Origin of the sequence: Ornithinimicrobium cavernae (assembly GCF_003121625.1) — a bacterium.
GTDB lineage: Bacteria > Actinomycetota > Actinomycetes > Actinomycetales > Dermatophilaceae > Ornithinicoccus > Ornithinicoccus cavernae.
The window spans coordinates 242524-256314 of record NZ_QDDJ01000004.1; the positions used below are offsets into that span (position 1 = coordinate 242524).

Below are 13791 nucleotides of genomic sequence, written 5' to 3' on the forward strand. Positions count from 1 at the left end.
GCTCAGTCTTGCGCCCGCTCGAGATGGGCGGCGATGAGGGGCCCGACGACCGTTGGCGCCTCCTCGACGAGGAAGTGCCCGGCCTCCACCGCCTGACCAGCGACCCCAGGGAACCAACGCCGCCACGCGGTCAACGGGTCGAACCGGTCGACCATCCCCCGCCGGCCCCAGAGGGCGAGTGCCGGCAGGTCGAGGGTCCGGCCGACGTCCGCCTCGTCGTGCTCCAGGTCCGTCGTGGCTGCTGCGGCATAGTCGGCGCACCAGGCGTCGACGACGGACTGGCGCCGGGCAGCCACCAGGTACTCCTCCAGCGCCTGCGGGTCAAAGAGGTCCAGGGTCCCGGCGAGGCCCTCGAGGGTGGACCGGAGGAACCCCTCACCGTCGGCTCCGATGAGACGCTGCGGCAGGCCGCCGGGTTGGGCCAGGAAGGCCCAGTGGTAATACCGCAGCGCCAGCTCCCGGTCGTCCATGTGTGACCAGACGTCGAGGGTCGGCAGGATGTCGAGCAGCGCGACGGAGAGCACGCGGTCGGGGGCGTCCAGCGCGAGGCGGTGGGCAACACGCGCCCCGCGGTCGTGACCGACAACGTGGAACCGCGTGTGGCCCAACGCGTCCGCCACAGCGGTGACATCCTGCGCCATCGCCCGGAACGTGAAGTCCTGGTCGACGGCTACGGACTGTCCATATCCCCTGAGGTCCGGCATGATGAGCTGATGCCCCGGGGCAAGGTCCGCCACGATCGGCGCCCACATCGCGTGGGTCTGCGGGTAGCCGTGCAACAGGAACACCGGCTCCCCGTCCCCCATCGTGCGCACCTGCAGCGCAGCGCCGGGCACCTCCATCTGTCGCGTCTCCGACGTCGGGAACACCTGATCTCCTCTCTTTGCCGCCACCTGCTCCCCCACATCGTCGTGCACCTCCTTGCCGCGCCACGGGAGGGGGGTTCCTCTGGCAAGAGCCGCTGACTTCACGTGCGTGGGGAGCGTGCTCTGGCCGAGACGGGTGAATGAGTCACCCCATGACTCAGTCACCCGTCTCTGCTACCCGCGGTCAACGGGCCCGTGCCCGAGCTACCGCCTGCCAGTCGGCAGTCCGATCTCCCTGGCCCAGAAGCTCATCCACGCAGCGCCGGCCAGGGCAAGGCCGCCCACAGACAGGACCGCGACCTGACTCGTGGACACGACCAGGACCGCGGCGACGAGACCCGGGCCACCCAGCACGCCGACGTTGGAGAAGATCGCCCAGATGCCCAGGAACCGGCCACGACCGACCTTCGGACTCAGGTCGGCACCGATGGTCATGTTGACCCCGGCGCCCAACCCGTTGCCCACCGCCATCACCGTGACGGCACCGACCACGCACCACCAGCTGTGCGCAAGCGGAAGGAGCAGGAAGCCACTGCCGTAGACGAGCAGGCAGGTCACCAGGATGGACGATCGGCCGAGGCGGTCCTTCAGGTAGCCACCGGGCACCATGAGGACGATCTCGACGGCCGCACCCCCGGCGATGGCCAGCGAGATCTGGGCGCCGGTCAGACCGATATGCACGCCCCACAGCTGGATGAGCACGGCCTGCGAGACCCGGGCGACGGCGAGCGTGCTGATGGCCACACCTGCCAGGACCACCGCCCGCCAGCGCACCTCCATTCGCGGGCGACGGGCGGGCTCCCCGCCGCTCGCCCGGCCGTCGTGCCTCGGTGTCGTTGACCGGCCGGCGGCGTCGTAGCCCTCCTCGAGCCGGCCGCCGAGGCGTGGGCTGTGGAGGACCGCCAGAGCGAGCACGCTGCAGGCCACACTCAGGACATAGACCGACCAGAGCGGGGCGACGATGAGCAGGAGCCCGGCCAGCAGCGGCCCGACCAGAGCACCGATGCGCATCGTCCCGCCGAGCGCAGTCATGGCTCGACCGACCTCGTGGGACGGGACCCGCTCGGCGACGTAGGACTGTCGGGCCAGGCTCCAGACATTGATCGCCGGGGCGCGCAGGAACGTCGAGGCCATGAACAGGGCCAGGGCCCCTGGACCGGCCCACACCAGCGCACCGACCGTTACGGCGGTGAAGACGGCAACGACGGCTGTCGCCAGGGCCATCGCCCGCCGATCGCCGACGTGGTCGATGAGGTGGCCTGCCGGCACCGTCGTGACCAGCGCGATCCCGCCGACGACGGCCACGATGAGGCTGGCCAGCGCGGCCGAGGCCCCGAGCTGCATGGCGGCGAGTACCGAGACGGGCACCGTGGCACCTGCGGCGACACCGAACAGGATCGACGGAGTCAGCACCGGCCAGAACAGCCGCCCGTACATTCCCCACCTCCCAAGTATCTTGACATCAAGATACTTGGGAGAGTGTGCCACACCCAGCCGCCCCATCGACGGCGACAGCTCGGGGAATCCAGCGCGCGTTACCCGACGACGCCCTCCCGCTTCAGTTCTGCGAGCCTCCCCTCGTCGAGCCCGACCTCGCTGAGCACCTCGTCCGTGTCCTGCCCGCGTGCCCTGCCGGTGGAGCGGATGCGCCCGGGGGTGCGGCCCATCCGCCACATGACGTTCTGCATCTTCATCGGTCCGAAGGTCTCGTCCTCAACGGTGGTGATCAGCTCCATCGCCTGCACCTGCGGGTCGGTGAGCAGCTCGCTGGGCTTGTAGACCGGCGCCACCGCCGCACCGGCCTCCTCGAACGCGGCGATGACCTCCTCCCGGGTCCGCGCCCCGATCCACTCCCCCACATAGCCGTCGAGCAGGTCGGCGTGACCGGCGCGCTGACGCCCGGTGGCGAACCACGGTTCGTCGATCACCTCCGGATGCCCCACCAGGCGCAGCACCCGCTCGGCGATGGTGTTGGCACTGGTGGAGATTGCCAGCCAGTGCCCGTCGGAGGTCTGGTAGGTGTTCCGCGGCGAGTTGTTCTGCGACCGGTTGCCGGTCCGTTCCTGGTCGATGCCGAGCTGGTCGGCATACATCACCCCGGGGCCGACGGCCGTCATGATCGGGCTGAGCAGATCGAGGTCGATCTCCTGGCCCCTGCCGTCCTTCTCCCGCTGGAACAGCGCCATCGAGACCGCCGCCGCACCGGCGATGCCGGCGATCGAGTCGGCGAGACCGAAGGCCGGCAGGGTCGGCGGGCCGTCCGGCTGCCCGGTCAGGTGGGCGAACCCGCTCATCGACTCGACCAGCGTCCCGAAGGCCGGCCGGTCCGCATACGGGCCACCCTGCCCGAAACCGGTGACCCTCAACAGGATCAGACCGGGATTCTCCCGGGACAGCTCCGCATAACCCAGCCCCCACTTCTCGAAGGTTCCCGGCCGGAAGTTCTCCACCACCACATCCGCCGTGCGGGCCAGCGCACGGAAGACCTCGGCTCCCTCGGGGCTGCCGAGATAGAGGCCGATGGTCCGCTTGTTGCGGCTGATCATCTTCCACCACAGCGACTCACCGTCCTTGTCGAGGCCGTGGCCGCGCATCCCGTCGCCCCGGGTCGGGTGCTCGACCTTGATCACGTCGGCGCCGTAGTCGCCGAGGATCTGAGCGGCCAGTGGCCCGGCGAGGATGGTCGAGGCGTCCAGCACGCGTAGTCCGGTCAGCGGACCGTCGGTGGGTCGGTCAGTCACAGTGCATCTCCCGAGTGGTGGCGGATGAGGGGCGGTATGCCGTCAGGCCGGCCTGTGCAGGTATCGCCCGGTCGGCTGACCGACCACCGATCCCGCCTCCAGGACCCGGTGGCCGCGCACCCACGTGTCGGTGACCCGGGCGCCCAGCTCGAAGCCCTCGAAGGGGGTGTACTCCTGGGTCGACAGCGAGTCCTCGGCGCGCACCGTCCACGTGGCGGACGGGTCGACCAGCGCGATGTCGGCGTCGTACCCCACCGCGAGGGACCCCTTGCTCGGCAGGGCGTAGCGCTGCGCCGGGTTCCAGGAGGCCAGCTGGGCGATCCGCTGCAGCGACAGGCCGCGCTTGCGGCCCTCGCTGACCAGTCCGGGCAGCAGGTACTCCGCACCACCGAAGCCGGACTTGGCCGCGAAGATGTCCTCCCGCGGGTCGCCGAACTTCATCTCGTCCTTGCAGCACGCGTGGTCGCTGACCACCCAGTCGATGTCGCCGGCCAGCAGGTGCTCCCACAGCGCCTCCACGTCCTCACGCGGACGCAGCGGCGGGTTCACCTTGCCACCCAGTCCGTGTGCCGTGTCGATGTCGGCGAGCAGGTGACCGATGGTGACCTCACGCCGGAAGTTCACGTGCGGGAAGGTCCTGGCCATCGTCATCGCTGCCTTCAGCGCCTTGGCCGAGGACAGGTGCAGCAGGTTGATGTTGGGGAGGTCGGTCTCGTCCGCCAGGAACGAGGCGATCGTGATGGCCAGCCCCTCGCTGTGCGGCGGGCGGGAGGCGCTGTAGGCCGCGAGCCCGGTGAGCGCACCCTCCTCCTCGACCAGCTTGGTGTAGGCGGTCATGATCTCGGCGGTCTCGCAGTGCAGGGACAGCGAGATGCTGTCGGCCAGCTCCGGGAGCTCCTCCCGCGCCCGCTGCACGGCCCGCATCACGAACTCGAAGTGCGCCAGGTCGTAGCGCTCCCCCTCGGGAATCATCAGGAACGAGCTCTGGTCCGCGGAGCGACCGTGCAGTCCGTGGCTGCCGTAGAACATGAAGATCTTGAACGAGGTGACCCCGAAGTCCTTCACGATCGCGGGGATCTCGGTGAGGTGCTGCTTACTCATCGGCGCCAGATGGAAGGCGTAGTCGATGTAGGACCGGCCCTCCGAGGCGGCCAGCACCTTGGGGAAGAACTCGGCATACGGGCCACCCTCGTTGAGGTAGTACTGACCGGTCCGCATGTAGGTCAGGCCGGTCGTGACCCCGCCCTGCGCGCTGGCGCGGCTCTCGGTCTCGGTGTCCTCCGACAGCGGGTTGTAGATGCCCCAGTGCTGGTGACCGTCCACCGCCCCCGGGAAGGCCAACCGGCCGCCCCCGTCCACGACCTCCTCGGCGTCCTCGACGGGGATGTCGGCCTCGAGCCGCACGACCTTCCCCTCGGAGATGCCGATGTCGAGGCGGTCCCCCTCCGGGGAGGCGTCGGCCTCCGGGCGCACCACGGTCACGTTCTTGATCAGGGTCTGCAGCGGCTTCATCGCTGGTGTCCTTTCAGCAGGGTTCGTATGTCGTCAGGCAGGTGTGGAGTCAGCGGTCAGGTCGTCGGACGTCGGGTTCTGACCACGCACGTGGTCGGCGGCGAGGAAGGCCAGCCCCAGGGCGGGGAGCAGGCCGTTGCCGGCCAGGTAACCGGCGGCCCCGTGACCGGAGATCCCGGCGGCGGCGCCCCCGGAGGCGTAGAGGCCGGGGATCGGCTCGTCGGCCGCCGTGAGGACCCGCGCGTTCCCGTCGACCACCAGGCCACCCTGGGTGTGGAACAGCGCCGGCATCACCTTCACCGCGGCATACGGCGGCTCCAACGGCGCCTCGAAGTGAGTGCGCCCGAGCCGGTCGGTGGCGGTCCCGTGGGCCACAGCCTCTGTCGCCGCCAGCTCCTCGGTGACGGCGGCCTCGGGGAGACCGGTGGCCGCGGCGAGCGCCACCGCGTCGTCGGCCCAGACCAGGGCACCCCCCTCCACGGTCTGCCGGAAGTCCGTGAACGGCAGGCACAGGTCGTGCACGCGCTGGTCGAAGACCAGCCAGCCCGTCGCGCCCGGACGGGCCGCCAGCTGGGGACCGAACTCCGAGTAGCCCGTGCTCTCGTCGCCGAACCGGTGACCGGTCGTGTCGAGCATGATCCCGCCGTGCATGATCGTGGCCCAGCCCACGAGCGTGGAGGTGCGCTGTGCGCTACCAGACCGACAGTCCGAGCCTCGCCTCGAACTACCCCCAACTGCGCCTGGAGCCGCTCCTACGGGACGAAGCAGAGAAGCGCGCTCCGGGCCAGATCCTGTTCAACCACACCGTGACCGGTTGGGAGCAGCAGGACAGAGGCGGCGTCCACGTCAGTGTGGTCAACAACGAGACTGACGAGGGCCAGACCATCAACGCCCGCTACGTCATTGCTGCCGATGGCGGCAAGACCGTGGGTCCCCAGGTCGGCGTGCAGATGGCCGGCCCCACGGACATGGTCGACATGGTGAGCGTCCACTTCGGGGCAGACCTGTCTGACTATGTCGACGAGGCCACTTTGATCCACTGGTTCCTCAACCCCGAGGGCGAGAGCTCGTGGGACGCAGGCGCGCTGGTGAAGATGGGCCCCACCTGGGACAACCACTCCGAGGAGTGGACCATCCACTTCATGTTCCGCCCGGACGACCCCGAGCGCTTCGACGAGACCGCCATCGTCCCCCGGGTCCGGGACCTGCTGAAGCTGCCGGACCTGGAGCTGACGGTGTACAAGGTCTCCCACTGGATCCTGGACCGCGTTGTCGCCACGCAGTGGCGCTTCGGTGACATCTTCCTGGCCGGTGACGCAGCCCATCGCCAGCCGCCAACCTCTGGTCTCGGTCTCAACACTGGCATCCAGGACGCCCACGCCCTTGCGTGGAGGCTGGCGGCCGCGGTCAACGGGTCTGCTGGCGAGGCCGTGCTGGACAGCTATCAGACCGAGCGCATCCCGGTCGCGATCGACGGTGCTGACTGGGCGCTGCTCGCCTTCTCCAACCATGCAGTCATCGACGCCGCGATCGGCTTGGTCCCCGGAGCGGCCGTGGAGGCCAACCTCGTGGCGTTCGAGACCCTGTTCGGCGACAGCCGGATCGGCGGCGCCATCCGGGCCCGGACCGCCGACGCGATCGGCACACAGCGGTTCGAGTTCCAGGCTCACGACATCGAGATGGGCTACACCTACGCCGAGGGCTCGTTTGTGGCGGACGGTTCGACCGCCCCCAAGTCGTTGGATGGCACTGTGTACACCCCGACCACCACCCCGGGGCGGCGGGTCCCGCACGCCTGGCTCGAACAGGACGGCGAGCAGGTCTCGACCCTGGACCTGGTCAGCGACGCCTGGGGCTTCACGCTCATGACGGACACTGCTGGTCGGGCCTGGGCCGAGGCCGCCGCAGCCGCTGCCGAGAGCACCGGCGTCCCCCTCATCGCCCACGTCGTGGGCGACGAGCACGGCCCGGCAGACACCACCGGTAGGTGGGCGGAGATAAACGAACTGGAAGCAGGCGGCGCACTGCTGATCCGTCCGGATCAGATCATCGCCTGGCGCAGCCAGGGCCCCGGACAGGAACCGGCGACCGAGCTCGTCGCGGCCCTGAAGGTGGTGTTGACCGGTGCGTGAGTACGGGGCTGCCCTCCGGCAGCGAACTGAGGCGTTCTATGCCGGCGTGGACACCGACGATTCGGCGGCTTTCCCGGAGCACCTGCATGCCGACGCTGTCTTCCGGTTCAACAGCACTGTCCCTGTGCCCGGTATGCGCGAGGTACAGGAGGCCGTTGACGGGTGGAAGGCGAACTTCGCAAAGGTCACACATGAGATCACGGATCTCACGATCGACCAGTCCCTCGGCCAGGTCGGTGTCGAGCTTGTGGTGACATATTCGGGCCACGACGGCGGACAGACAATCGTGAAGGGCGCGTCCTTCCTGACGTTCCAGGGTGACCTGATCAAGGACTGGCGGGTGTACGTCGATACCTCGGGTCTGGGCTGAGCGTCGCCGGGTCGGGGCGTGGCAGCGCGCCACACCCGGCCCGGCGGGCTACCCTCCACGCACGAAAACCAACGAGGCGGTATGACGACAGAGACCGAGAGTGGCGCCCCGCAGTCCACGGTGGACCAGGTCGTGGTGGCCATCCGCAAAATGATCGTGACGGGGCACCTCTTGCCCGGCCAGCGGTTCTCGCTCAGGACGATTGCGGCCGAGCTCGGGGTGAGTTTCATCCCGGTCCGTGAGGCGCTGCGCAGCCTTGAGTCCCAGGGGCTAGTGGTCACGCGCCCCGGCCGCAGCGCCGTCGTGGCACCGCTGGACGCGGCCGACTTACGCAGTATCTACCGGCTGCGCATGCGGCTAGAGCCCGAGATCGCCTTCCGGTCGTGCGAACTCCTGGTCCCCGACGACTTCGATCGGCTCGAGGCGCTCATCCTCCAGTTCGGTGACGAGTCAAAGGGGATCGACGAGATCTACGACGCCCACCACGACTTCCACCTGGAACTGCTCCGTCCGGCCGCGAGCGAGTGGGATCTGCGGATCCTGGAGAGTTTGTGGCACGCAGCGGAGCGCTATGTCCGGCTGGCGTTCGGCCAGCGCGACTTCACGCCTGGCGAGCACCACCGCCGCGAGGAGTCGCACCGCACCCTTCTCGCCCCATTCCGGGCACGGGACCCAGAACGCGCCGCCTATGCCCTGCGCCAGCACCTGGAGGCGAACGAGGCACTGGCCGAGCAGGCTATCCCACACCGTGAGGAGGAACCAGATGCCCAGCCCCACCGCTCCGGCGCCGCTGTGGGACCCGTCTGAGGAGACGCTCACGCGGGCACGGGTCACACAGTTCACCGCCCACGCCGAGCGGGTCAGTGGCCGGCGACTGTCGGCATACGAGGACCTGTGGGACTGGTCGACTACCGATCTGGACGGCTTCTGGGGTGCGGTGTGGGACTTCTTCGGGTTGACCGAGGTGTTCGGCGAGCACGGGTCGGTGCTGGCGCCTCAGGCCATGCCGGGATCGGTGTGGTTCCCGAACGTGCAGGTCAACTATGCCGAGTTCGTGCTCACCGGGAGACCACAGGACCAGGTCGCGATCGTCGGTGTCGGCGAGGACGAGGCGGTGACCGAGGTCACCTGGGGTGCGCTGCGCCGGCAGGTGGCCGCGGTCGCGCAGTGGCTGCGGGACCGCGGCGTGGGCCGCGGCGACCGGGTCGTCGGTTACCTACCCAACACGCCCGAGGCGGTCGTCGCCCTGTTGGCCACCGCCGGGGTCGGTGCCGTCTGGTCCAGCGTCGGCCAGGACTACGCCCCTTCCGCCGTCGGCGACCGGTTGGGGCCGCTGGGCGCCAAGGTGCTGATCACGGCGGACAGCTATCGGTATGCCGGACGTCGCCATGACCGTCGCGCGGCGGTCCGCGAGGTGCTGGCCTCGCTGCCCACGGTCACCGATGTGCTGCTCGTTGAGCGTGGCACCGAGGGTGGGCTGGACATCTCAGACGTGCGGACGCATGCATGGGCCGATGTCGCGGCCGGTGAGGCCAAACCGGCTTGGGAGCGCGTCGGCTTCGATGACCCGCTGTGGGTGTTGTTCTCCTCGGGCACCACGGGGCGCCCCAAGGGGATCGTGCAGTCGCACGGAGGCATCCTGCTCGAGCAGCTCAAGTTCCTCGGGTTGCACCTGGACCTCGGCCCCGCCGACCGGCTGTTCTGGTTCACCTCCCCGTCCTGGGTGATGTGGAACATCCAGTCCTCCGCCCTGGCCACCGGGGCCTCGATCCTGTGCTACGACGGGTCCCCCACCGCCCCGGATGCCCGCCGCCTCTGGCAGCTTGTCGACGACCACGACGTGACGCTGTTCGGTTCGAGCCCCGGCTACCTCGAGGCATCCAGGGCCACCGGCATCACCCCAACCGATGACCTCGATCTGACGGGACTGCGCGCACTGGCCACCACCGGCGCACCGATCAGCCCGTCCACCCACGGGTGGGCCGTCACCGCGACCGGAGGACTGCCGCTGTACTCGGTCAGCGGCGGGACCGACATCTGCAGTGCGTTCTGCGGCGGCGTGCCGACCGTGCCGATCTGGCCCGGCGAGCTGTCCGTGCGCAACCTCGGTGTGGCGATGGACGCCTGGGACCCCGACGGCAACCCGCTGCGCGGCGAGGTCGGCGAGCTGGTGATGACCCGGCCGATGCCGTCCATGCCGATCCGGTTCTGGGACGACCCGGAGGGGGACCGCTACCGCGAGTCCTACTTCGAGGTCTACCCCGGCGTCTGGCGGCACGGGGACTGGATCACGGTCACCGACCGGGACAGCGTGGTGATCCACGGCCGCTCCGACTCGACCCTCAACCGACACGGCGTGCGAATGGGCAGCGCCGACATCTACAACGTCGTCGAGGACGTCCCCGAGGTCGCCGAGTCCCTCGTCCTCGGCATCGAGGAGCCCGACGGCGGCTACTGGATGCCGCTGTTCGTCGTCCTGACCGACCCCGCAGCCGAGTTGAGTGATGAGCTCCGCGATCACATACGGCAGCAGATCCGCACCCACGCCTCGCCCAGGCATGTCCCCGACGAGATCATCCGGGTCGCGGCTCTGCCGCACACGCGCACCGGGAAGCGTCTCGAGGTGCCGCTCAAGCGGATGATGCAGGGCGCCGACCCCGACTCCGTCGTGCAACGCACCGCGCTGGACGATCCTGAGCTCCTCACGCCATTCCTCGACCTCGCGCGCGAACGGCGTGCACGGAGGCCGTCCGTACAGTGAATCCCGGGGCCGCCGGGGTGAGCGAAGTCGATCGGCAGCTCAATAGCGCCCCTCGTCCTGCCCAAGGTCAAGGCGGTCCCGGCCAACCGTGGTCCACAGGGGCCGCGGTCCCAGCGGGCGCCTGAGTCGGAGAAGCTCCTGGTCCCACCACCAGTCCGGGCCGAGTGGGCACCGCACGACCCGCAGGTGCGCTGGGAAGCGCCTCCCACCCCGGTCCCGCGCCACGAGATCGGTCTCCACCCAGGTCGGGTCCGACCGTCTCCTGGAGGGGTCGACCACCGCGAGCTCAAGGCCTGCGTGTTCCACGGCCCGCAGGACCACCGCGAGGGGTGCCGTGCCCGGGTCGGTCTCCAGGCGACTGACCCGTGACTGGCTCCACCCGAACAGTCGGGCGAGCTGACGCTGGCTGTGGCCGTCCCGGCGACGCGCCGACCGCACTGCCAACGACACCTGCTCGGCGAGCGGCAGTCGGATCGTGTGCCCTCCCGTGAACGGTGCGCGGCGCTGTGGACCCTGACTCACCACCTCAGCCTGACGTGCGACTGTCTCGCTGCTGCGGTTGGTCGCCTGTCGTGTGGAGCGCACGACCTGGGCAGCGACGCTGTGGACGGAGGATGATGTGCCTGGGCCGGGGACGGGTGACTGAGTCACCTCATGACTCAGTCACCCGTCCCGGCACAGTCGCCCCGTGCTCCCGCACAGACTTGCCGGTTCGCGAAGAGAAACTGGCTCGCCAGGATGGCCCGGACCACGTGACGGCGCGCTTCGTGAGGAGGGCATGGTCGCGGGGAGGCCGGACCCGCCTCCGCCCGGCACCAGAACGACTCAGACCAGCTCGTGCGTGCGCACCAGCCGCGTGCTGACCTGCGTGCACACCCAGGCACCGCTGACCAGCATCAGCACGACCGCGCCCACGAACACGGTCGGCAGGTCCCACACCTCGGCGACCAGGCCGCCGAGGAGCGCACCCAGGGGCATCAGGCCGTAGTTGATCATCCCGGAGGCACCGCCGACCCGGCCCAGCTTGGCCGCGGGGACGAGTCGCTGGCTGATCGAGCGCCGGATCACGTTGCCGCACATGTTCGTGAATCCGCCCAGGAGGAACGCGACAGCGATCGCCCAGGCGTTCGGCCACAGCACCGGCACCACCAACAGGGCCGAGTTGAGCAGCCCGAAGGCCAGGATCAGCGGCACCTCGGGGACGAGCGAGACCAGCTTCTCGGCCGCCACAGAGCCGATCACGGCTCCGACGGCCAGGACCGCGAGCAGCACCGGGTACTGCTGTGGCGTCAACCTGACCGCCGACTCCGGACCGACCACCCACAGCACGAACACGGCGAAGTAGGCGGTGTTGGCGAAGTTCAGCACCGACCCATTGACCAGCAGCGGGCGGAGCACGGGGTGCGCGAGCTGGAAGCGGATCCCCTCCATCACGTGCTGCCACCTCGTGGCGGCCGAATCCTCCTCCGGCCGCTCCGCCCGGTAGTCACCGCGCAGCCCCAGCCCGATCAGCAGCAGGAACGCCACGCCCAGGGCCGCCGGGATCCCGAAGGCCCAGCCGCTGCCCAGCACCAGGACCAGCCCACCGAGCGGTGCCCCGACGAAGGAGGTGCACACCTGCTGCAGACCCATGATCCGGCCGTTCGCCGCGGCCAGGCGCGACCGCGGCGCCAGCTGGGGGACGATCGATGATCCTGCCAGGTCGACGAAGACCTGCGTGATGCCGTAGAGGCCGACCGCGCCGATGAGCAGTGGCATGGTGAGCCGGTCGGTGAAGGCGAGCACCGTCATACCGGCTAGCAGCAGCACCCGCACGAACGAGCCGGCGAGCTGGACGTGCCGCCGGTCGACGCGGTCCACCACTACCCCGGCCACCACGCCGAGCAACAGCCACGGCAGCCAGAACGCCGTCTGGATGAGCGAGACCTCCCCCGGCGAGCGGGTCAGCCCGACCGCGATCAGCGGGACGGCCCCCAGGACGATGCCGTCGGCCAGGTTGGCCAGCCCGACGCCACCCAGGTGTATGCCGAACGGCCGGCCCAGCGGTTCGACCACGCGTCGATCAGTGGGCGCCAGGTGAGCAGTCCGCTGCGCGCTCGTGGCCATGAGATTCTCCCGTAGAGTAGGTGCAGAAGTTCATCTGCATACATTTCTCTGCAAAGGTACCTCTGCATCATGTCCACGCGCAAGCCGTCGCCCGATGACAGCCCCTCCGTCGCGCCCGCGGAGCGTCCTCCCTACCTCGAGCCGACCATCGACGCGGCGGCTATGAAGGCGTTCGCGCACCCGCTGCGGATGGCGATGTACGACTACCTGACCGACCGGGGTCCGGCCACCGCGACGATGCTGGCCAGGCACACCGGGGAGAGCACCGGGCAGACGAGCTACCACCTGCGTCAGCTCGAGCGGCACGGCTTCGTCAAGGACGACCCGACCAGGGGCAGTGGTCGCGAGCGGTGGTGGACCTCCGTCGGCTTCAGCATGTTCGGCACCGAGCTCGCCCAGGACGCCACGACGCGGCCCGCCGTCGAGGCGATGCTGCGCAACCAGGTGGCACGGCAGGCCGCCGCGCTCACCGCCTGGTTCCAGCGCTCGGAAGCCGAGGACCCGGCCTGGGTCAAGTCGTCGATCAACAACAAGTCCACGATGCTGCTGACCCTGCAGGAGGTGGCCGAGCTGCACGAAGCGCTCATGACGACGTTGCACGCCTATGTCGAGCGGTCGCGGGAACGACAGGGCGCGGACGAGGACGCCGGCGGCGACGAGGACGCTCCCGGTGACGGTGACGAGGAGACCCGGCGGGTCCGGGTCCACCTGGACCTCTTCCCCCTCCCCCACGACGACTGACCGTCCCGGTCCGGTCGTCAGAAGTCAGTCTGGATCGAGGCACGCGTCTCGCGGGATGATGTCGTATCACGGCACTGCCGTTCGTGGAGTGATTATGCGGTGGCTGGCCTGGCTGCCGCAGGCGACCGCCGGGACACCTCGTGTCCTGGTCTGAGAGGAGAACACACCGTGACGCAGTACCTGATCAGTTTCAACGACGAGTGGGTGCCCGAGCACTCGCTGGAGCAGCTGCGTGCCAAGGCCGCTTCGGGGCGCGCGGTCATCAAGGAGATGGAGGAGGCCGGCGTCTTCGTGTTCGGCGACGGAGGACTCGACGCCTCGAGCACGCTGTGCAGCGTCACAGCGGTCGACGGGGAGCCGGTCTTCACCGACGGACCGTTCGTCGAGAGCAAGGAGCACCTCGGCGGCTTCACCGTGATCGATGCCAGCGACGACGCAGCCGCGCGCTACTGGGCCGGTCGGCTCGCCGTGGCGCTCGACTGGCCCCAGGAGGTGCACCGGTTCCCTCCGCCCGTCGAACCCGACGTGAGCGACCCCCACCACCTGGCTCGGAGTGAGTGAG

13 protein-coding genes are annotated in these 13791 nt (G+C 69.5%); 6 read left to right on the forward strand and 7 right to left on the reverse strand.

Annotated elements, in window-relative coordinates:
* Positions 1-2 precede the first annotated feature (2 nt).
* The 5 genes from DA085_RS05930 to DA085_RS05950 form a co-directional block, all read right to left on the reverse strand.
* Entirely contained in the window at positions 3-869 is an 867-nt protein-coding gene (locus DA085_RS05930; RefSeq protein ID WP_109472103.1) for an alpha/beta fold hydrolase, read from the reverse strand.
* Positions 870-1070: 201 nt separating this feature from the next.
* Positions 1071-2303, reverse strand: a complete 1233-nt coding sequence (locus DA085_RS05935; protein WP_109472028.1) for an MFS transporter — start codon at positions 2301-2303, stop codon at positions 1071-1073.
* A 98-nt stretch (positions 2304-2401) separates the two neighbouring features.
* Entirely contained in the window at positions 2402-3607 is a 1206-nt protein-coding gene (locus DA085_RS05940) for a CaiB/BaiF CoA transferase family protein (RefSeq protein WP_109472029.1), read from the reverse strand.
* A gap of 42 nt (positions 3608-3649) precedes the next feature.
* Positions 3650-5119, reverse strand: coding sequence for a dihydroorotase (locus tag DA085_RS05945; protein WP_109472030.1), 1470 nt, complete (start codon positions 5117-5119; stop codon positions 3650-3652).
* Between the two features lie 33 nt (positions 5120-5152).
* A complete protein-coding gene (locus DA085_RS05950) occupies positions 5153-5770 on the reverse strand; it encodes an FAD-binding protein (protein WP_109472104.1) in 618 nt (205 codons plus the stop codon).
* A gap of 35 nt (positions 5771-5805) precedes the next feature.
* On the opposite strand from DA085_RS05950, the gene DA085_RS05955 reads away from it, so the two are divergent.
* From DA085_RS05955 to DA085_RS05970, 4 genes are all read left to right on the forward strand, one after another.
* Positions 5806-7251 carry an FAD-dependent monooxygenase gene (locus DA085_RS05955; RefSeq protein ID WP_202619121.1) on the forward strand — a complete coding sequence of 482 codons (1446 nt, stop codon included), beginning with the start codon at positions 5806-5808 and terminating at the stop codon, positions 7249-7251.
* A complete protein-coding gene (locus DA085_RS05960; protein ID WP_109472031.1) occupies positions 7244-7621 on the forward strand; it encodes a nuclear transport factor 2 family protein in 378 nt (125 codons plus the stop codon). The genes DA085_RS05955 and DA085_RS05960 overlap by 8 nt, the downstream gene beginning before the upstream one ends.
* An 81-nt stretch (positions 7622-7702) precedes the next feature.
* Positions 7703-8428, forward strand: a complete 726-nt coding sequence (locus DA085_RS05965) for a GntR family transcriptional regulator (RefSeq protein WP_109472032.1) — start codon at positions 7703-7705, stop codon at positions 8426-8428.
* Positions 8385-10382 carry an acetoacetate--CoA ligase gene (locus DA085_RS05970; protein ID WP_109472033.1) on the forward strand — a complete coding sequence of 666 codons (1998 nt, stop codon included), beginning with the start codon at positions 8385-8387 and terminating at the stop codon, positions 10380-10382. The genes DA085_RS05965 and DA085_RS05970 overlap by 44 nt, the downstream gene beginning before the upstream one ends.
* Before the next feature lie 39 nt (positions 10383-10421).
* On the opposite strand, the gene DA085_RS05975 is transcribed toward DA085_RS05970, so the two are convergent.
* Entirely contained in the window at positions 10422-10904 is a 483-nt protein-coding gene (locus tag DA085_RS05975; protein WP_161958431.1) for a helix-turn-helix domain-containing protein, read from the reverse strand.
* A 303-nt stretch (positions 10905-11207) separates the two neighbouring features.
* Positions 11208-12488, reverse strand: a complete 1281-nt coding sequence (locus DA085_RS05980; protein WP_109472035.1) for an MFS transporter — start codon at positions 12486-12488, stop codon at positions 11208-11210.
* A 69-nt stretch (positions 12489-12557) separates the two neighbouring features.
* On the opposite strand from DA085_RS05980, the gene DA085_RS05985 reads away from it, so the two are divergent.
* Entirely contained in the window at positions 12558-13229 is a 672-nt protein-coding gene (locus DA085_RS05985) for a winged helix-turn-helix domain-containing protein (protein ID WP_109472036.1), read from the forward strand.
* A 168-nt stretch (positions 13230-13397) separates the two neighbouring features.
* Positions 13398-13790, forward strand: coding sequence for a YciI family protein (locus DA085_RS05990; RefSeq protein ID WP_109472037.1), 393 nt, complete (start codon positions 13398-13400; stop codon positions 13788-13790).
* Position 13791: the final 1 nt, after the last annotated feature.